Annotated in this window: 23 protein-coding genes; 6 read left to right on the top strand and 17 right to left on the bottom strand. The window is 62.5% G+C overall.

Annotated features, from left to right (window positions below; genetic code table 11):
• Window positions 1–9: 9 nt before the first annotated feature.
• The 16 genes from P9A16_RS14055 to P9A16_RS13980 form a co-directional block, all read right to left on the bottom strand.
• A complete protein-coding gene (locus P9A16_RS14055) occupies window positions 10–1,191 on the bottom strand; it encodes a flagellin N-terminal helical domain-containing protein (RefSeq protein WP_024270502.1) in 1,182 nt (393 codons plus the stop codon).
• Window positions 1,192–1,518: 327 nt separating this feature from the next.
• Complete coding sequence (locus tag P9A16_RS14050) at window positions 1,519–2,700, bottom strand: flagellin N-terminal helical domain-containing protein (protein ID WP_024270503.1); 1,182 nt, start codon at window positions 2,698–2,700, stop codon at window positions 1,519–1,521.
• Between the two features lie 292 nt (window positions 2,701–2,992).
• The gene (gene fliP, locus P9A16_RS14045; RefSeq protein ID WP_024270504.1) at window positions 2,993–3,739 is read right to left on the bottom strand and encodes a flagellar type III secretion system pore protein FliP; all 747 of its coding nucleotides are present in this window, start codon (window positions 3,737–3,739) and stop codon (window positions 2,993–2,995) included.
• Complete coding sequence (locus P9A16_RS14040) at window positions 3,736–4,254, bottom strand: flagellar basal body-associated FliL family protein (RefSeq protein WP_023517385.1); 519 nt, start codon at window positions 4,252–4,254, stop codon at window positions 3,736–3,738. Before P9A16_RS14040 ends, fliP begins: the two co-directional genes overlap by 4 nt.
• 29 nt (window positions 4,255–4,283) lie before the next feature.
• Window positions 4,284–4,994 carry a flagellar basal body L-ring protein FlgH gene (flgH, locus tag P9A16_RS14035; protein WP_023517384.1) on the bottom strand — a complete coding sequence of 237 codons (711 nt, stop codon included), beginning with the start codon at window positions 4,992–4,994 and terminating at the stop codon, window positions 4,284–4,286.
• Complete coding sequence (locus tag P9A16_RS14030; protein WP_023517383.1) at window positions 4,991–5,539, bottom strand: MotE family protein; 549 nt, start codon at window positions 5,537–5,539, stop codon at window positions 4,991–4,993. Before P9A16_RS14030 ends, flgH begins: the two co-directional genes overlap by 4 nt.
• A complete protein-coding gene (locus tag P9A16_RS14025; RefSeq protein ID WP_037407019.1) occupies window positions 5,536–6,648 on the bottom strand; it encodes a flagellar basal body P-ring protein FlgI in 1,113 nt (370 codons plus the stop codon). Before P9A16_RS14025 ends, P9A16_RS14030 begins: the two co-directional genes overlap by 4 nt.
• Window positions 6,648–7,157 (bottom strand): flagellar basal body P-ring formation chaperone FlgA, encoded by a 510-nt coding sequence (gene flgA / locus P9A16_RS14020; protein ID WP_037407007.1) that lies wholly within the window; start codon window positions 7,155–7,157, stop codon window positions 6,648–6,650. The genes P9A16_RS14025 and flgA overlap by 1 nt, the downstream gene beginning before the upstream one ends.
• Window positions 7,158–7,176: 19 nt before the next feature.
• The gene (gene flgG, locus P9A16_RS14015) at window positions 7,177–7,959 is read right to left on the bottom strand and encodes a flagellar basal-body rod protein FlgG (protein ID WP_023516327.1); all 783 of its coding nucleotides are present in this window, start codon (window positions 7,957–7,959) and stop codon (window positions 7,177–7,179) included.
• 9 nt (window positions 7,960–7,968) lie between these two features.
• On the bottom strand, window positions 7,969–8,307 hold the full coding sequence (locus P9A16_RS14010; RefSeq protein WP_023516326.1) for a flagellar hook-basal body complex protein FliE: 339 nt from the start codon (window positions 8,305–8,307) through the stop codon (window positions 7,969–7,971).
• Window positions 8,304–8,723: a flagellar basal body rod protein FlgC gene (flgC, locus tag P9A16_RS14005; RefSeq protein WP_024270506.1), complete on the bottom strand. Its 420-nt coding sequence runs from the start codon at window positions 8,721–8,723 to the stop codon at window positions 8,304–8,306. The genes P9A16_RS14010 and flgC overlap by 4 nt, the downstream gene beginning before the upstream one ends.
• A gap of 3 nt (window positions 8,724–8,726) precedes the next feature.
• Window positions 8,727–9,110, bottom strand: coding sequence for a flagellar basal body rod protein FlgB (flgB, locus tag P9A16_RS14000; protein WP_024270507.1), 384 nt, complete (start codon window positions 9,108–9,110; stop codon window positions 8,727–8,729).
• 308 nt (window positions 9,111–9,418) lie between these two features.
• Complete coding sequence (locus P9A16_RS13995) at window positions 9,419–9,985, bottom strand: hypothetical protein (RefSeq protein ID WP_023516097.1); 567 nt, start codon at window positions 9,983–9,985, stop codon at window positions 9,419–9,421.
• A complete protein-coding gene (fliI, locus tag P9A16_RS13990; RefSeq protein ID WP_023516096.1) occupies window positions 9,982–11,367 on the bottom strand; it encodes a flagellar protein export ATPase FliI in 1,386 nt (461 codons plus the stop codon). The genes P9A16_RS13995 and fliI overlap by 4 nt, the downstream gene beginning before the upstream one ends.
• A 27-nt stretch (window positions 11,368–11,394) precedes the next feature.
• On the bottom strand, window positions 11,395–12,120 hold the full coding sequence (gene flgF, locus P9A16_RS13985) for a flagellar basal-body rod protein FlgF (protein ID WP_023516095.1): 726 nt from the start codon (window positions 12,118–12,120) through the stop codon (window positions 11,395–11,397).
• 1 nt (window position 12,121) lies between these two features.
• Entirely contained in the window at window positions 12,122–12,901 is a 780-nt protein-coding gene (locus tag P9A16_RS13980) for a DUF1217 domain-containing protein (RefSeq protein ID WP_023516094.1), read from the bottom strand.
• Between the two features lie 172 nt (window positions 12,902–13,073).
• Here P9A16_RS13980 and motA point away from each other — a divergent pair, with 172 nt between their 5' ends.
• The 6 genes from motA (at window position 13,074) to P9A16_RS13950 (ending at window position 18,267) form a co-directional block, all read left to right on the top strand.
• A complete protein-coding gene (gene motA, locus P9A16_RS13975; protein WP_024270508.1) occupies window positions 13,074–13,946 on the top strand; it encodes a flagellar motor stator protein MotA in 873 nt (290 codons plus the stop codon).
• A 39-nt stretch (window positions 13,947–13,985) separates the two neighbouring features.
• On the top strand, window positions 13,986–14,897 hold the full coding sequence (locus tag P9A16_RS13970) for a FliM/FliN family flagellar motor switch protein (protein ID WP_037407022.1): 912 nt from the start codon (window positions 13,986–13,988) through the stop codon (window positions 14,895–14,897).
• A gap of 62 nt (window positions 14,898–14,959) precedes the next feature.
• Window positions 14,960–15,556, top strand: a complete 597-nt coding sequence (gene fliN, locus P9A16_RS13965) for a flagellar motor switch protein FliN (protein WP_024270509.1) — start codon at window positions 14,960–14,962, stop codon at window positions 15,554–15,556.
• 30 nt (window positions 15,557–15,586) lie between these two features.
• Window positions 15,587–16,627, top strand: coding sequence for a flagellar motor switch protein FliG (gene fliG / locus P9A16_RS13960; RefSeq protein ID WP_024270510.1), 1,041 nt, complete (start codon window positions 15,587–15,589; stop codon window positions 16,625–16,627).
• Window positions 16,628–16,684: 57 nt separating this feature from the next.
• Window positions 16,685–17,818: a flagellar biosynthesis protein FlhB gene (flhB, locus tag P9A16_RS13955; protein ID WP_081870590.1), complete on the top strand. Its 1,134-nt coding sequence runs from the start codon at window positions 16,685–16,687 to the stop codon at window positions 17,816–17,818.
• A gap of 5 nt (window positions 17,819–17,823) precedes the next feature.
• Complete coding sequence (locus P9A16_RS13950) at window positions 17,824–18,267, top strand: hypothetical protein (RefSeq protein ID WP_024270512.1); 444 nt, start codon at window positions 17,824–17,826, stop codon at window positions 18,265–18,267.
• 179 nt (window positions 18,268–18,446) lie between these two features.
• On the opposite strand, the gene visR is transcribed toward P9A16_RS13950, so the two are convergent.
• Complete coding sequence (gene visR / locus P9A16_RS13945; protein ID WP_023517008.1) at window positions 18,447–19,190, bottom strand: transcriptional regulator VisR; 744 nt, start codon at window positions 19,188–19,190, stop codon at window positions 18,447–18,449.
• Window positions 19,191–19,199 lie beyond the last annotated feature (9 nt).

Raw genomic sequence — 19,199 nt, 5'->3', positions numbered from 1 at the left:
GTCTTCGGATTAACGGAAGAGCGTGAGGATGCTTTCCGAAGCCGAGTTGGCGATCGACAGCGACTGGATGCCCAGCTGCTGCTGCGTCTGCAGCGCCTTCAGGCGGGTCGACTCTTCGTTCATGTCGGCGTCAACCAGACGGCCGATACCCTTGTCGATGGATTCCGTCAGCTTGGAGACGAACTCTTCCTGGAGATCGATGCGCATGCCGAGCGAACCGAGGTCGGCGGCCGCGCTGGTCATGTCTTCGAGCGCCGTGTCGACCATCTGGATCAGGTCGTCGAGTTCGGCACCAGTGGTGGTGTTGGTGATCGTGAAGCCGGAAACGGTGGCGTCCGGAATGGTGGAGGTCGCCGTCTGCGTTTCGTCGATGGCCCACACAGCACCGCCGCTGTCCGTCGCGAAAATCTCGTGGTCCGTTGCACCGGACTGATCAACCGCAGCAACCCACGTATCATCGGCGACCTTGACGTAGCCGGCAAAACCGTTCGTGCCGCCAGAAGCCACGACACCGAGGGAGTCAAACGTCGCACCGTCTGCGATGACCTCAGCGGTCGTGTAGCGAATGACATTGTAGGTGTCGGTCGTACCACCGATGTTGACGTTGACGGCCACGCCGTTGCCGTCAATGGCGGTTTCGCGGTCGAGGATACCCTGCTTGCCGCCGGTCGAGTCGAACAGGACCGTGGTCGCGTCGAGGTCGTAATCGACCTTCTTCACCGACACATTGCCGCTGGCATCACGAACGAACGACGCAACGACGCTCGTCTTGGTGCCGACATCCGCCTTCAGCCAGTTTTCGCCGGAGAAGGAGGCAGCATCGGAGATGCTGACGAGTTGCTGCTGCAGCTGGGTGATTTCTTCCTGGATCTTGTCCTTGTCGACGCCGTCTTCCGTGGCGGCGACCAGCTTCTTCTTGATTTCCTTGACGACTTCGACCGAGGAATTCATACCGGCATAGGCGGTATCAACCTTGGCGGCACCAAGGCCGAGGGCGTCCTGAACGGCGGAGAGTGCCATGTTGTCGGAGCGCATGGTGGTCGCGATCGACCAGTAAGCGGCGTTGTCGGACGCGCTACCGACGCGCAGGCCCGAAGATACGCGCGCCTGCGTTTCTTCCATGCTGCTGCTGATGGAGCGCAAGGTCTGGAGCGCGGACATGGCCGCAACGTTGGTAAGAATGCTCGTCATAAGAGTACTTGCCCCTGATTGGCTGAACGATAAGGGACATTCCGGGTTTCACCGGGAGCGGCAGTCAGCATCATGCCCACTAAATCCTTGATTTTTCAAAGATCAGTTTGCCGCTTCGATGGCCTTAGCTAATGCCAACATGGTTAAAGCTTTCCTAAGCGGCGCAGAAATTCGGGGGCAGATGGAGTTTTTTTACAACCTTCGCGCGCACGCGCGTGCCAGAAAAGGGTTAAAAAAATGATAAGGCCGCCCCCTTTCGGGAGCGGCCTTATCGAGGTGTTTGATCGAACGGTCAGCCCCCGTTCGTCATTCCCATGTGCTTGCCGATTAACGGAAGAGCGACAGGATGTTCTGCGACGAGCTGTTGGCGATCGACAGCGACTGGATGGCCAGCTGCTGCTGCGTCTGCAGCGCCTTCAGGCGGGTCGATTCTTCGTTCATGTCAGCCTCGACCAGGCGAGCAACGCCCTTGTCGATGGAATCTGTCAGCTTGGAAACGAATTCGTCCTGCAGTTCGATGCGCATGCCGAGCGAACCGAGATCGGCAGCCGCGCTGGTCATGTCTTCGAGCGCCGTGTCGACCATCTGGATCAGGTCGTCAAGTTCGGGACCCGTCGTTGCAGCGGTGATCGTGAAGCCCGAAACCGTCGCATCCGGAATGGTGGACGTCGCCAGCTTCGTTGCGTCGATGGCCCATACGGCACCGCCGCTGTCCGTTGCGAAGATCTCGTGATCCGTCGCGCCGGACTGGTCGATCGCTTCTACCCAGGTATCGTCAGCAACCTTGACGTAGCCGGGGCGACCGGCCGTACCGCCAACTGCAACGTCGCCGCCAGCGTCGAATGCTGCGTTGTCGGCGATGACCTCGGCGGTCGTGTAACGGACCACGTTGTAGGTGCTCGTCGTGCCGCCGATGTTGACGTTGACTGCGATACCGTTGCCGTCGATCGAGGTCTCGCGATCGAGGATACCAGCTTTGCCGCCGGTCGCATCGAACAGGACCGTCGAAGCGTCGAGGGCGTAGTCGACTTTCTTGACCGAAACGTTGCCGCTGGCATCACGAACGAAGGATGCAACAACGCTCGTGTTGTCGCCGACATTCGCCTTCAGCCAGTTTTCGCCGGAGAAGGAGGCAGCGTCCGAGATGCTCACGAGCTGCTGCTGCAGCTGGGTGATTTCTTCCTGGATCTTGACCTTGTCAACGCCATCTTCCGTCGCCGTTACCAGCTTCTTCTTGATTTCCTTGACGACTTCGATCGAGGAGTTCATACCCGCATAGGCGGTGTCAACCTTGGCAGCGCCGAGGCCGAGGGCGTCCTGAACGGCGGAGAGTGCCATGTTGTCGGAGCGCATGGTGGTCGCGATCGACCAGTAAGCGGCGTTGTCAGACGCGCTACCGACGCGCAGGCCCGAGGATACGCGCGCCTGCGTGTCTTCCATGCCGTTGTTGATGGAGCGCAGCGTCTGGAGCGCAGACATGGCCGCGACGTTGGTGAGAATGCTCGTCATTATCGTTGTCCCTTTGAACATAATACTGGTGGGGGACATACCGGACTGAAAACTTTACCGGTTACGGCGGTTCGGCATCATGCCAACTCGGTTTCTCCAGGGATCTGAAGGGATACCAAACCCGTCGTGTCTGAGCAAAACTCGCAGCCAATCATTGCCAACTCCTTAAATCGACAAAGTGCTTTCGAGCGACCGCCAAGTATGGTTAACCGCTGGTAAATTTTATGGTTAAGAAAAGCTGACGCGCCTGAGCAATGCCAGGACGGCCACGCGATTTTACTGCCGGAATACTTTAGCTGAAGGAGCGGACCAGACTGCCAACGAGCAGGTTCCAGCCGTCGATGAGGACGAAGAACAGGATCTTGAAGGGCAGCGAGATCGAGGTCGGCGGCAACATCATCATACCCATGGCCATGGTGATGGTGGCAACGATCATGTCGATGACGAGGAAAGGCAGCACGACGAGGAAGCCGATCTCGAAGCCGCGGCGGATTTCCGAGATCATGAAGGCCGGGATGACGACGCGCAGGTCCGCGACGTTGTTTTCGACGACCGTCTGGCCGCGCTCTTCCGCAAGCGAGATGAAGAGTTCGAGGTCCTTGTCACGGGTATTGGCGACCATGAACTCTCGGAAAGGTTCGGCGATGCGCTTGGCCGCCTCCGTCTCGTCGATCTGGTTGGCGATCAGCGGCTCCACGCCGTTCTGCCAGGCCCGGTCGAAGGTCGGAGCCATGACGTAGAACGTCATGAACAGCGCCAGCGAGACGAGGATCATGTTGGAGGGCGTCGTGGCGAGGCCCATGCCGGAACGAAGGATCGAGAAAGCGATGACGAAGCGCGGAAAGCTCGTCACCATGATGAGGATGCCGGGCGCCACCGAAAGCACGGTGAGCAGGCCGAAAGTTCGGATGATCCAGGAGGCGACCGACCCGTCGACCTGCGCGTTCAGCAAATCACCCGGCAGCTGCAATTGCTGCTGGGCGTAGGCCACGCCGGTCATCGCCATCATGGCGACGAAGGTCAGAAGGGCTCGAATCATTCGATCACAAAGGTCCGGAACATGACGTTGGTTACGCGCCCTTCGGACCGAAGGTCAACCCGCTCCTGCAGGTCTTCCCGGAGATATTGGAACCCGCGCGGCCCCTGCACCTGCTGCAGCGAGACCGTGCGCATGTAGGCGAGGATGTCCTGGTGGATTTCCTCGGCCAGCTTGACGTCGGGCACGCCCTTGAACATCAGCGCCACTTCGAGGCGGATGCGGTTGTCCGAGGGATAGGCGAGGTTGCTGGTGATCGGGTCGAGCAGCACGATGCCGTTGGCCTCGGTCGAGATATGCGGCACTTCCTGCGCCGCCTCGCCTTCCGCACCTCCCTCGCCGCCGGCTTCCGCCTTCGCCACCTCTTCCGCTGGCTTTTCGGCGGGCGGCGGGGCCAGCATGTTGCCCACCAGCCAGCCGCCGCCAACCGCGAGCAGCGTCAGCACGGCGATGGCCGCAATGGTGATGACCAGGGTCGGCTTCTTCTTTTCCGCGACGACCTCGTCTTCGTCCGCCATGTTCGTCTTCCAGTCTTGTCAGGGCTTGGTCAAAGCGGCGAGAGCAGATCGACGGCCTGCTGGCCCCATGGCGGCTGCTGCACTTCGGTCAGGCGACCACGACCACCATAGGAGATGCGGGCTTCCGCGATGCGCTCATAGGCGATCTGGTTGTCGGCATCGACATCCTGCGGGCGCACGATCCCGGCGACGTTGAGGATGCGCAGTTCGTGGTTGACGCGCACTTCCTGCGAACCGCTGATCAGGAGATTGCCGTTCTCGATGACGCCCGTCACGACAGCGGCAACGAGCAGGTTCAGCCGCTCGGACCGTTCCGTCGAGCCGTCGCCCTTGGTGCTGGTCGAGGAGCCGTATTTAAGGTCGGCTTCCGTATCGACCTTGAAATTGTTGCCCGAGCCGCCGAAACCGAAGTTCATGCCACTTTTGTTGGTACGCGAACGGTCGGTCTTGTTGTCGAACGTGGCGCGATCGTTGACGCGGATGTTGACGGTCAGGATGTCGCCGACCTTGAAGGCGCGCGAATCCTTGAAGAGCGCAGACTGCTGGTCGCTCCAGATCGAATAGCCGGCGACCGCGGTGCGCGGCTGCTTGGGATACATGGCCATCTGCGGCGTTTCCGCGTAGTTGAGGCCGCTGCCGATCGGGCTCATCGAGGGAGCCCTGCCGATTTCGTCGATGGCCTGGCTCGTGCAGCTCGAAAGCGTGAGCGCCACGGCGAGTGCGGAGGCGATCTTCTTCATGACGGGTCCTTTGCCTTTGACGTATTCGGATCGCCCGCAATGGCGATGAGACGGGTGAGCAGCGCAGCCTTGTCGGCCGGCATTTCAGCCAGAATGGTGCTCGACTGGCGCGGCGGCAGCTTCATGACGATCGCCGAGGCGATCTCCGGATTGATTTCGGCAAGCTGCGCAGCCGCGGCGTCAGGCTTCATCTTGCGATAGATCTCGACGAGCCCGCCCTCGGCCGTCTTCAGGAAGTTGTTGCGACGGTTCAGCCAGTCCTCGTATTCGGCGCGACGGGTTTCCAGCGTCTTGATGCGCGCGTCGATATCCTTCTGGAGGTTTTCCAGTTCCTGCTTCTGAAGCAGGTAGCGCTGGTCGCGCGCAGCGTCTGCGATATTCGTGCAGAACTCGCGGATCTCGTCGGCGGTCGCCTTGGTCGTCATGATGACGGGGCGTTCCTCGGCGAAGGCGCCGGGAATGGCCATGAGCACGAAGCCGGCCAGCGGCAGTGCGAGCTTGCGCACCAGCGTCTTCACGGCAACAAGAGTCGTGACATCGGTCATTGCAGTACCAGTTCTGCCTGGAGGGCGCCTGCGGTCTTGATGCTCTGCAGGATGGAGATGATGCCATCCGGCTTGACGCCGATACTGTTGAGACCGGTGACCAGCGAGCGCAGGCTCGAACCGTCGAGCAGGGCGACCGTGCCGCCATCCTGCTGGACGAGGATGTCCGTGTTCGGCTCGATCGCCGTCTCGCCTCTGGAGAAGGGTTCCGGCTGCACGACCTTCGGCATTTCGTTGATCTGCACCGTGAGCGTTCCGTAGCTCACCGCGACAGGTGAGATGCGGACGTCCTGGCCGATGACGATCGTCCCAGTACGCTCGTTGACGACGACACGCGCGGGCGCATCGGTCTCGATGACGAGGTTCTCGATATCGGCCATCAGGCGGGAGAGATCCGCCATCTTCGGCTTGGAAACGTAGACCGACTGCGAATCGCGCGACTCGGCGATCGGCGATCCGTACTGTGCGGCCGCATAGCGGTTGATCGCGTCCGCCATGCCGACGGACGTGGAGAAATCGGGGTTGCGCAGCTGCAGCACGAGATCGGAGCTGTCCTTGAAGCGCGAGGGAAGCTCACGCTCGATGATCGCGCCGTTCGGTACGCGGCCGGCCGTGGTGACGCCCTGCTGCACCGTGGCGGCCTCACCACCGGCGCTGATGCCGGTGACGACGATCGAACCCTGCGCGACTGCGTAGATCTGGCCGTCGGCGCCGGAGAGCGAGGTCATGACAAGCGTGCCGCCACGCAGCGACGAGGCATCGCCGAGCGAACCGACGGTCACGTCGATGCGGCTGCCGGGGCTCGCGAAGGGCGGCAGGTTGGCGGTGACGAGCACGGCCGCGATGTTCTTGGCGCGCGTCTGGGTGCCAACCATGGAGATGCCGAGATTCTGCAGCATCGCCCGCATGGACTGTTCCGTGAAGGGCGAGGACCGCATGCTGTCGCCCGTACCCTGGAGGCCGACGACGAGGCCGTAGCCGATCAGCTGGTTGTCGCGGCCGGCCTGCAGCGAGGCGACATCCTTGATGCGGGCTGCCGGCAACGCCGGCCCGGCTGCCAGCATGAGGCAGGCGAGGACGGCAAGGGCACGGGAGAATAGATCACGCATCATTTCGCCACCACATGCACGGTTCCGTCCGCCATGACCGTGCCGGAGACGATCACGCCCGAATCCTTGTTGCGGACCCGGATGAGTTCGCCGACGGCGGCATCCTGCAGAGGCGTGCCGTTGGTACGGATGACGAGCGAGCCATCGTCGAAGACCATCTGCACGGTGGTGCCACGGTTCACGAGAAAAGGTTCACGCAGGGCCGAGACGAGGATGACGCGGCCGGGCAACAGGGTGCGCTTGGTGATGAGCCCGTTGACGTCGGAGATGCTTTCGGCAAATCCCTTGACGATGTTCGGGTTGGTCACCTCGACCACCTCGAGCTGCCCCGCCTGGATCTCCTCGCCGGGATAGATGATGCGCTTGGGCACGACGGCGGTGCGCACATCGGCCAGAGCCGCATCGGCCACGAGAAGACCGACGAGCGCGGCGGGCGCGACGAGGGCCGCACGCCACCGGGCTGACAGGATCTTTCCACTCCGAAGAGCTGCTTTCAGGCGAAACATCATGTTCCCCGCGTGTTGGGTGTTATCTCAGGTTCTTGCTGACCACGGCCGCCATTTCGTCCGCGGCCTGGATGATCTTGGAGTTCATCTCATAGGCGCGCTGGGCGGAGATCAGGTCGGTGATTTCCTTGACCGGATCGACGTTGGAGGCTTCGAGGTAGTTCTGCTGGATATAGGCGAAGCCCGCTTCGTCAGGCGCGCCGACATTGGCCGGGCCGGAGGCAGCGGTTTCGCGGAAGAGGTTTTCGCCGAGCGGCTCGAGACCGGCTTCGTTGACGAAATTCGCCAGCGTTATCTGGCCGAGTTCCTGCTGCTCGCCGCCGACCGTCGCATAAACCTGGCCGGACTTGCTGACGGTAATCTCCGTCGCATCCTGCGGCACGTTGATGCCCGGCACGACCGTATAGCCGTCGAGGGTGACGAGCTGGCCTTCGGCATTTGTGTTGAAGGCGCCGGCGCGGGTGTAGAGCGTCGATCCGTCCGCGGCCTCGATCTGGAACCAGCCACGGCCGATCAGCGCGAGGTCGAAAGAATTGCCCGTGCTCGTCAGGCCGCCCTGGAGATGCAGGTTGCGGATGGCGGCTGTCTTGACGCCGAGGCCGATGATGGCGCCTTCCGGCACCACTGCCTGGTTGGCACGGTTCGGCACGCCGGCGGCGCGTTCGGTCTGGTAGAGCAGGTCGGAGAATTCGGCGCGGGCGCGCTTGAAGCCGGTCGTGTTGATGTTCGCGATGTTGTTCGCGATGACTTCAAGGTTGGTCTGCTGCGCGTTCATGCCGGTGGCGGCGATGGCAAGGGCTTTCATGTCCGGTCCTCAGATCTGCATTCTTGCGACTTCGAGATAGGCGGTGACGACCTTGTCGCGGATGGCGATCGCGGTCTGCAGCGTCTGCTCGGCACTCATGACGGCATCGACCACTTCGCGGGTCGTCGCCTTGCCCTGGATGGCTTCGAACGACTTGGTCTCGCTGAGTTTCAGCGCGTTGGTCATATCGGTCGCCATGTCACCCATCACCTGGGCGAAGCTCATCTGGGTTCCCGTTCCCTGCACGGCCGCACCAGAGGCGGAAACCGAATTGGACGTCTCGGTGGTGACGCCCGAGAGGGCGTTTGTGGAAAAGAGCGAACCGACGCCCTTTACGCTTTCGATCATTGCGAGGCCCTCAGGAGGTCGATGGTCGCCGAGATCAGGTCACGCGACTGCTTGATGCTCTGCAGGTTGGCTTCATAGGAACGATTGGCTTCCCGCATGTCGGCCATTTCGATCAGCATGTTGACGTTCGGCATCTTGACGATGCCCTCGGCATTGGCCGCCGGGTTGCCGGGATCGTACTCCGTCGAGAACTCGCCCTCGTCGAAGCCGAGGCGTTCGACCTCGACGAGCGAGGCACCGGACGCCCGGTCGAGTTCGGCCGCAAAGGTCACCGTCTTGCGGCGAAAGGGATCGGCACCGGGGACGTCGCCGGTCGAACGGGCGTTCGCCAGGTTCTCCGAGACGATGCGGATACGGGTGGATTGCGCCTCAAGTCCCGAGGCCGCGACTTTCAGTGAAGCTAAGAGCGGATCCATTTTTTACCTTCTGACTGTCATCAGCATCATGCGATGAAAGGCCTTGACGAGGCCGGCATTCAACTCGAACTCACGCTTGACCTGGCCCTCTTTCATGAGTTCCTCGGCAAGGCCGACCGTGTTGCCGGACTCCTGCACGCCGATCCCGTCGGTGGGCTTGGTTTCGACGACGCGGCTCGCCATCTCGCCGCCATCGGTGAGATGGCCCGGCTGGGTCGCCGCCATGCGGATGCCCGTCGTTTCGAGCACCGCCTGAAAGGGCGTGACGTCCTTCGCCTTGAAAGCGGGGGTGTTGGCGTTGGCGATGTTGCCTGCAACCACACTCTGGCGGACGGATAGCCATTCGGCTTGTTTCGAGGCCAGTTCAAACAGTTGTATCGGTTGCATGACAAGCTCCATCCTTGTTCATGGCGAACCTACGGAGCCAATCTTGCGTCAGACTTGCTGCGCGGCGGTTTATCGGCAACCTGCTGAATTTGCGGGAGAATAAGTGCTGCGTCTTTCGCATACGCGCGGGGTGCGCGCCCTCATCCGGCCTGCCGGCCACCTTCTCCCCGCAGGTGGGGCGAAGGGATATGCCGTACCGGTTTCCTCAACCACCCCCCGCTCGAGGGGCAAGCCTCCTCTCCCGCTTGCGGGAAGAGGGCTAGGGTGAGGGCAAAGCCACGGGCAATCGCCTTGCCCGCGGAGGTTCGTCAGTTGCGCTTGATGATGTCGCCGTTCGAGGTGACGATGACCCACGCGCCGTCGCGCTGTTCGAGGGTCGCAAGACGGCTGTTGTCCGGCAGGATCGAGCCGACGCGCACGATATACATGCCGCTGGCATCCTCGATCAGCGCCCGACCGTTCGCCACATGCATCAGCCGAAAGCCGGACGAGGCCGGCAGCGGCTGGTCGAGGCCAGTTTCGACCGGTGTGCCGAGCGTCTTGTCCTTCTCGCCGACGCTGGGCGCGGTGGCCGTCGAGACCGGGTCGAGGCTTTCCAGCCCCGGATCGTTGTCGTCGTCCACCATGGCGGCGGGCGAAACGCTCATCACTTCCTTTGCCGCCGTTTCCGGCAGGTCGCGCGTCGTGCCCTCCCAGAGGGCCGGCACGGAGAATTTTTCCGGGTTCAGGAAGACATACCACGGGAAGAAGGCCGCCATGGCGGCGAGCAGCACGCCCGTGCCCACCAACAGCTTGTCGCCCGTCGAATAGCGTCCCTTTTCCGCGCGCTTCATCGGCTGAATGGTCTGGTCCGCGTCGAAATCCGTCACTGTCATCCCCTTCTCGTTGCCGGCGCACCGCCCTGCCCGGCCGCATTCTTCAGCGCCGTGGCAAGATCGGAGAATGCATCGCCGGCAGGCCGTTCGCCCGGCGTCTGTTTCAGAACCTCATAGATGATCGGCACCTGCTTGATCGCCATGTCGAGATCGGGATCGGCTCCCGGCCGGTAGCCGCCGATGAGGCGCAGGTCGCGCGTTTCCTCGAAGCGATGGATCAGCGCCTTCAGCCGTGCGACCAGCCGCTCCTGGTCCGGCGTCCAGGCCTTGCGGGCAAGACGCGAGATCGAGGCGAGCGGGTTGATCGGCGGATAGCGGCCCTCTTCGGCAAGGCTTCGCTCCAACACGATATGACCATCGAGGATACCGCGCGTCGAATCGGCGATCGGGTCGTTGTGGTTGTCGCCGTCGACGAGGATCGAGATGATCGCCGTGATCGTGCCCGCGCCCTCCGCACCCGGCCCGGCCCGCTCCAGAAGGCGCGGCAGCTCGGTGAAGACGGAGGCAGGATAGCCGCGGGCGATCGGCGGTTCGCCGGAGGCCGTCGCCACCTCGCGGATCGCATGGGCGAAGCGCGTCACGCTGTCGATGATCAGGAGCACGTTGTCGCCCTGGTCGCGATAGTGTTCGGCGATCGTCACGGCGGTCAGCGGCGCCATCTTGCGCAGCATCGGGCTTTCGTCACTGGTCGCGACGACCGCGACGGATTTCGCCAGGTTGTCGCCCAGCGTGTCCTCGATGAATTCGCGCACTTCACGGCCACGTTCGCCGACCAGCGCGATGACCACCCTGTCGAAGGCATCGGCCCGCGCCAGCATCGAGAGCAGCGTCGACTTGCCGACACCGGAGCCGGCGAAGATACCGAGGCGCTGGCCGAGGCAGAGCGGGGCAAAGATATCGACCGCGCGCACGCCGGTGGAAAACCCCGTCTCGACACGCTTGCGCGTCATCGAGGGCGGGGCGGAATTGGAAATCGAGCGCCGCACGCCGCCCTGGACGAGCGGGCCCAGTCCATCGATCGGCTCGCCGAGCGCATTGATCGTACGACCGCACCAGTCCGATGTCGGCGCGACGCGGAACGCGCCCTTGCGGATGACCACGTCGTGGATGCCGATCGGCTCGCCCGGCTCGATCGGGCAGACGACGACCGTCTCTGGTTCGACGCGGACGACCTCGCCGAGATGGATGCCGGTCGGGCTGCGATGCGCGACGAATTCGCCGAGCCGCACATGGCGCGACAGGCCGCTGACCGTGTAGTTCCCGGCCGCAATGGTCTGGACATGGCCGCCATGCGCCACGGAGAATTCCGGGGAGGAGTACCGTTTGACGAGGCCTGCCAGCGCATTCAGCTTGCCGCCGGCCCTGCCCGTTTCGCTGCTCATGCCGTCCTGTGCCGAACTCATGGGCGCTTACCGGTTTCCGCCGAAGGTGCGGATGGCTTCCTTCAGCGATTCCTCTGAGTCGCGCATCAGCGAGGCGACGCTTTCGAAGGCGCGCGTGACCTGGATCAGCTGCGTCATCTCGCCGATGGCATTGACGTTGGATTCCTCGATGTAGCCCTGCACCACACCGGCATCGATGCGATCGACGACCGGTTCCGGCGGGATGTTGGTGATGATGCCGCTGTTGCCGGCGCGCACGAAGCCGCCGGAAAGGTCTGCCTGGAACAGGCCGAGTGCGGCGATGGGCTGGCCGTTCTGGTTGAGCTGGCCGTCGGCGCTGAGCAGGATCGGCCCATTGGCGAGATCGAGCTGGATCGGTCCGCCGCCGGCATCGAGCACGGCATAGCCGTTGAGGGTGACGAGCTCGCCGGCATCCGTCACCGTGAAGCGTCCATCACGCGTCAGCGTCGGGCCGGAAGGCGTCTGCACCTGGAACCAGGCATCGCCCTTGATGGCGAAGTCGAGCGTGCCGCCCGTCTCGGTCATGCCGCCACTGCGCGTGGAGAGGAACTCGTTGCCCTGCGACACGAAGGCGACGTCGGCGACCTTCTGGTCGCTGACGACCTGGTTGAACTTTATTTCCGTGGCACGGAAGCCGACCGTCGTCGAGTTCGCGACATTGTCGGCCAGCGTCGTCAGGCGGCGGTCGAGCGCAAGCTGGGACGAAAGCGATACATAGAGTCCGGTCTGCACGTCAGCGACCTCCGAGTTTCAGATTGTTGATGGAAATGAGGAGATCCGTCGAAATGCCTGTCAGGCTCGACGGCTGGAAAGCGGTCATCGGGTCATAGCTGCCCGACGGGTTTTCCAGTTCCCACATGGAGGTGAAGCGCTCGAGGAACTTGCCGACCTTCGAGGTGTCCTTGAAGTCCTCGAGATTGAGCACGTCCTCGTAAAATTCCGCCTGCCGGTCGATATCGGTGGCCGCAAATTCTGCCGGAAGCTGCAGCGCGGTGCGCACGACCTGCGCCAGCGCATCATCGGCGATGATCGAGTAACCCGATGTGATGGAAGTAGCCATACGCTCGAAGTAGAGCGCGAGCCGCACGCCGGTATTGTCCTCGCCGGCACTGACCTCCAGCGTCTGGCGGGTATATTTGTCGACGACGCCCTTCTGCGCACGCTCGAAGGTGGTGGCAACCTCACCGTGCCTGGCGAAGTTCAGCGACTGTGCCAGCTCCTTGTAGCGCGTATCGGAGAGCTGGTTGGCGAAGGCCGCCTTGTCGTCCACGCCTTCCGTCAGCACCTTGCGCATGAAGGCCTTGGCATAGGCCATGTCCTCCAGCCCGTGCGCCTTCATCGCGTAGTTGTAGAGCCTGGCATCGGCGAAGAAATCGTCGACCGACTTCACGCTGCCGATCTTGGCGAGATAGTATTCCGTCTCGCGCTTGACGTCCGGCTGCTCCGAAACGCGCTTCAGCGACGTCTGGAGGTCTGCGGTAATCAGCTTGTAGCTCGTATAGGTGGTCGTCACGATGGGCCGCCGATCAAGGTTCGGGAGGGCATGAATGCCCGTTTTGAACCATGATCCTCGCGGCTTTTGCTTGCGCGAACCTGATCGGTAAACCTGCCGTTAGGTACAGCTTCACGCAAGGCTGGAACCGTATTTCCGGAACGGTCAGAATTGTGTCGGGACACCTGCGCTCATGAACATCATTATCGGTCTAATCGTTACCTTCGGCTGCGTCCTTGGCGGCTACATGGCCATGGGTGGTCATCTGGAAGTGCTGAACCAGCCCTTCGAACTCCTGATCATCGGCGGCGCCGGGATCGGCGGCTTCATCGTGGCCAACACGATGAAGGTGATCAAGGAGACCGGAAAGGCGCTCGGCGAGGCCTTCAAGCACAAGGTTCCGAAGGAGCGCCACTACCTCGATACGCTCGGCGTGCTCTACAGCCTGATGCGGGACCTGCGCACCAAGTCGCGCAACGAGATCGAGGCGCATATCGACAATCCGGCCGAATCGCCGATCTTCCAGTCCGCCCCGACGGTGCTCGCCAACAAGGAACTGACCGCCTTCATCTGCGACTACGTCCGCCTCATCATCATCGGCAATGCCCGCAGCCACGAGATCGAGGCGCTGATGGACGAGGAAATCCAGACAATCACCCGCGACAAGATGAAACCCTATCATGCGCTTGGCACGATGGGCGACGCCTTCCCGGCCATCGGCATCGTCGCCGCCGTTCTCGGCGTCATCAAGGCCATGGGCGCCATCAACGAGAGCCCGGAAGTGCTCGGCGGCAAGATCGCCGCCGCCCTCGTCGGCACGCTGCTCGGGGTGTTCCTGTCCTATTCGATCGTCACGCCGATCATCACCAACATCAAGGTGGTGCGCGAAAAGCAGAACCGCCTCTACATCATCGTCAAGCAAACGCTGCTCGCCTACATGAACGGCTCCGTGCCGCAGGTGGCGCTGGAATATGGCCGCAAGACCATCTCCTCCTACGAGCGCCCGTCGATCGACGCGGTGGAACAGGAAATGATGAATCCCGGCGGCGGTTCGAAGGCGGCCTAAGAGATGAAGGATGCACGCGTGACCGAAGCCCCTTCAGCCATGGACCCGATCGTTCTCGCCCGCCTCACCGGCCGGCTCGGCGACCAGGCGACAATCTCCAAGCTCTGCGCCAGCCTCGGCGACGTCTTCGCCGAATTCCTGCCGGACATGCTGGAAAACGAACTCGGTTTCGAAGTTGCGGTCTCCTATGCGGGGTTTGCGACGGGCAAATACGGCCCGCTGGTCGAAGGCCTCGGCGGTGCCATGGCCTGCTGCGACGCGTCGCTGCGCAACTGGTGCGATCGATTCACGCTGATCTGCGACAGCCCGATGATCATCACGCTGGTCGAGAACATGCTTGGCGCCGTCAGCGATGCGATCGACGACCCGGAACCGCGCCCGCTCTCCAAGATCGAGCTCGACCTTGCGGCGATGATGTTCGACCGGATTTCCGGCGTTCTGAAGTCCGCGGTCATGGGCGCCAACGGATTCGAACCCTTCCTTGGCCCGGCGCACAATGTGGAAACCCGCAAGGCCTGCGAGGACGGTACGGACGAGGCCTTCGTCGCCATGGTCAACATGGCCGTTGGCATCGGCCCGGTGCTTTCGACCTTCCACGTCATCGTGCCGCAAGCCGTTCTCCTGAAATCGAACATCACCGCGCCGAAGCCTGCCAATGCGCCGAAGACCCGCGTCGAGTGGAGCGAGCAGCTCGGCGAGCAGGTCCGCCGCTCCAAGGTGTCGCTCGAGGCGCGCATCCGCCTGGAAGCGCAGACTCTCGACACGATCAGCCGCCTGCAGGCAGGTGACATCATCCCGTTCAACGAGGCCGGCGACGTTCGCGTGGAGGTCAATGCGAACGGCCGCAACCTCTATGTCTGCGAATTCGGCCGCTCCGGCGCCCGCTACACGGTTCGCGTCAAGGATACATACGGCTCGGAGGAAGACATCCTCCAGCACCTCATCGGATAGTTTGGGCATGATGCCTGCCTGGCGGCACGCCTCGGGCAAGTTTCGAATGGAATAGTGGTCTTATGGCACCGAAGAAAACACCCATCGTTGACGACATGACGTCTTCCCTCAATGCGGGCGACCAGGAACTGGAGCAGGCGATCGACGACCTGCGCGGCGTTCTTCAGAAAGATACTTCCGGCGGCTTTGCCACCGACCTTCCGGCGACCGTCGACAACGACCCGCTGGCCGCCTTCGGCGGCGATTTCGGCTCCTCGGACTTCGGCGGTGGCGCGACCACTCCGGATTTCGGCGCCGGCGCTGGCGCCAGCTTCGGCGGTTCGGATTTCGGTGGCGGAACCGATTTCGGCGGCAGCGACTTCGGCGCCGAGCCGGGCGAAGCCGTACGGCCGGGCAGCGCATTGCAGTCCAATCTCGACCTCATCATGGATATCCCGATCGATCTGCAGATCGTGCTCGGCTCCTCGCAGATGCAGGTCTCCAGCCTCATGAACCTTTCCGAGGGCGCCACGATCGCGCTGGACCGCCGCATCGGCGAACCCGTCGAGGTCATGGTCAACGGGCGCGTCATCGGCCGCGGCGAGATCACCGTTCTTGAAAACGACGACACCCGCTTCGGGGTCAAGCTCATCGAAGTGAAGAGTACACGCAAAGTCTGATACCGGTTGAGGTCTCAGGGGGATGGATCCATGATGGATTTCGAAAATTTCGGCACCTCCACTGCGGTCGGTGCACCGCTGTCGCAGGTCGAGAAGGCGGCAGCCGTGCTTCTCGCCATGGGCAAGGGTGTTGCCGGCAAGCTCTTGAAATATTTCACACAGAGCGAACTTCAGGCGATTATCGCCGCTGCGCAGAACCTGCGCGCCATCCCGCCCCATGAGCTGATCGATCTCGTCAACGAGTTCGAGGACCTCTTCACCGAAGGGGCCGGCCTGATGGACAATGCCAAGATGATGGAAGGCATTCTCGAAGAGGGCCTGACGCCGGACGAAGTGGACGGCCTGCTCGGCCGTCGCGCCGCCTTCCAGGCCTACGAGACGACCATCTGGGACCGCCTGCAGGATGCGGATCCGGTCTTCGTGGCAAAGTTCCTGCTCAACGAGCACCCGCAGACCATCGCCTACATCCTCTCCATGATGCCCTCGGCCTTCGGCGCCAAGGTGCTTCTGGAAATCCCGGACGATCACCGCGCGGACATCATCAACCGCACCGTCAATCTGAAGGATGCGAGCCCGAAGGCGACCGCGATCGTCGAGGCACGCGTCATCGAAATGATCAACGCGCTGGACGCCGAACGCAATTCGATCGGTTCGAACAAGGTCGCAGACCTCATGAACGAGCTGGAGAAGTCGCAGGTCGACGAAATGCTTGCCTCGCTCGAAACGGTCTCCACCGAATCGGTCAAGAAGGTCCGTCCGAAGATCTTCCTCTTCGAAGACGTGCTCTACATGCCGCAGAGAAGCCGCGTGTCGCTGTTCAACGACGTTTCCGGCGACATCATCACGGCGGCGCTGCGCGGTGCCTCGATGGAACTGCGCGAATCGGTCCTCTCGTCGATCGGCGCACGCCAGCGCCGCATGATCGAATCCGATCTTGCGGCCGGCGACCAGGGCGTCAACCCGCGCGAAGTGGCGATCGCCCGCCGCTCGATCACGCAGGAAGCCATCCGTCTCGCCGCAGCCGGACAAATCCAGTTGAAGGAAAAGGACGAGGAGCGCCAGGCGGCCTGATCCTCCTTGACACGGTAGCGCCACAGGCGGAGCGTATCTGCGGCCCGAATCTCCAGAATGGGGGTTCGGGCCGTTTGTTTTTGGCCGCCCTCGACGGCCCGGGAGCGCGACGTGTCGGACGACGACAAGGACAGTAAAACAGAACTTCCGACCGAGAAGAAGATTCGCGACGCGATGGAGAAGGGCAACACACCCTTTTCGCGCGAGATCACCATCTTCGCCTCGACGCTCGCGATCTATCTCTTTCTCGTCTTCTTCATGCCGGGCGGCGTTTCCCGCATGAATGAAACGCTGCGCGACTTCTTCGAGCAGCCGGAGGCTTGGAACCTCAAGACCGGCACCGACGTCATCGCCATCTTCCGCCACCTGGGCTGGGAAGCCGGTGCGATGCTTCTGCCTATCCTCGCGATGATGATGCTCTTCGGCATCGCCTCCTCGGTTCTGCAGAACCTGCCGAGCCCGGTCATGGAGCGCGTGCGCCCGCAGATCTCCCGCCTCAGTCCGATGAAGGGCCTCAGCCGCCTCTTCGGCAAGCAGGGCCTCGTGGAGTTCGGCAAGTCGCTGATCAAGATCCTCATCGTCTCGCTGGTCGTGGCATTCGCCATGCGCGGCGACTACTTCGCCTCGCTCGACACCATGTTTTCCGAGCCGGCGGCGCTCGTCTACATGATGACGTCCGACATCAACAAAGTGCTGCTGATCATCCTTTTCGCCACCGCGCTAATCGCCGGCATCGACTTCGCCTGGACGCGTCATCACTGGTTTTCAGAGCTGATGATGACGAAACAAGAAGTGAAGGAGGAAATGAAACAGTCGCAGGGCGACCCGATCGTGAAGGCCCGCATGCGCTCGATCCAGCGCGACCGCGCACGGCGCCGCATGATCACGGCCGTGCCGCGCGCCACGCTCGTCATCGCCAACCCGACCCACTTCGCCGTCGCACTGCGCTACGTGCGCGAGGAGGGCGATGCCCCGGTGATCGTCGCAAAGGGCCAGGACCTCGTCGCACTGAAGATTCGTGAGATCGCCGAGGAGAACGGAATACCGGTTTTCGAAGACCCGCCGCTCGCACGCTCAATGTTTGCGCAAGTCTCGGTGGATAGTGTCATTCCGCCGGTGTTCTACAAAGCCGTGGCGGAGCTGATTCACCGGGTTTATGCAGCTTCGCCCCAGACCAGACGGGTAAACTAGATCCGATGAGAAAATGCACCTACTCCGCCGAGCGCGAGAAGATTGTTGCAGAAGCAATCTGCCCGGTCGCCACTGAGCTTCGCCTGCTCGATGCCGCCGATCTCGTCTCGTTGTTGCGTTTCGAGTGCTACGGGAACCTCGCCGACCTGGTCTCTTCGGCGGCTGAACTCTATTTCCTGCCGGGCACCGTGAATTTCGGTGCCGGCGGCGATTATCGTCTCGACTGGGACACCGAGCCGGAAGTGACGCTCGACATGGAACTGCGCCCGCAGGGCGTGACGGTCTATGCCAAGCTGATGCTCCAGAAGGACAAGGCCGGCGTGGAGGTCACGCACGTGGCGTTCAACAACCCGTCCGCCGATCCTGACGACAATACGGATTTCTTGCGCAAGAGCCTGGCAGAGGCGAAGTACGTGAAGTCCAATTCAGGCTCGCAGCACGCTCATTGAGCGTTCGGAGTCTCTCCGCTTTTCTTCGAATCGCGAAAGCGCACTCAACTCATCCTCGGTCTTGAGCCGAGGAACCGTGCCTTGCGCACAGGGGTGGAGGCTCAGGGCAAGCCCAAGCACAACGAAGAGAAAGCGCCCGGGAGTTCAACGGCGGCTCGGCCACTTCGCCGCCCGCTTCTTCAAGTAATATATCCAAGCCGGATGGCCTTGGCGATCGCTTGGATGCGGTTGACGGCGTCGAGCTTGGTCGTCGCCGTGCCGAGATAGGCGTTCACGGTATGCACGGAAAGGCCCATCTTCTCGGCGATCGCCTCGGAGATGCAGCCGTCGCCGGCCATCTGAAGGCAGGCGATCTCGCGCTCGCTGAGCGCTTCGGAAGGGGCAAGCTTCCGCTCTTCCCCGGCCAGCATGTCGATGAGCACCTGGCAGCTCTTCATGTGCATGTCGACGATGAGATCACTGGACGGAGCGATGAAGGTGCCTGTGAAGACCACATAGCCGTTGCCATGAGCGCCGAGCCGGACGGGAAAGGCGATGCCCGACCAGGGCAGCAGCCGCGCGGGAAGGCGCGCCGTGAAGGGTTCGGCCCCCGATTCGGCGAACTGGTTGTCGCCCGCCCCTTCCCAGAGCAGCGGCAGCATCGAGGCCTCGAGATGGGCCAGCATGGCAGCACCGTGTGCTTCGAGAAGCGCACGCGCATTGCCATCCACATTTTGCGCCCAGTTGTGTAGCGACAGGGTCAACTTGCGGGCTGCCGGCAGACCATGGCCGCTGAGACGGAGCACCGCGAAATGCTCCGCACCGATGACCGTCTGCATCACCTGCAGGCGGGAAACGAAATCGGATGCCCGTGCCGCCTTCGGTGGACGCGCGAGGCGAATTTCCGTCTCCAGGACAGCGGGGGAGGAAAGCTGGATGTCCATGGCAGTTCT

Origin of the sequence: Shinella sp. 838, from assembly GCF_029623935.1 — a bacterium.
Taxonomy (GTDB): domain Bacteria; phylum Pseudomonadota; class Alphaproteobacteria; order Rhizobiales; family Rhizobiaceae; genus Shinella.
The sequence above is the reverse complement of the archived record's forward strand: the minus strand, read 5'-3'. Positions and strand labels throughout refer to the sequence as shown.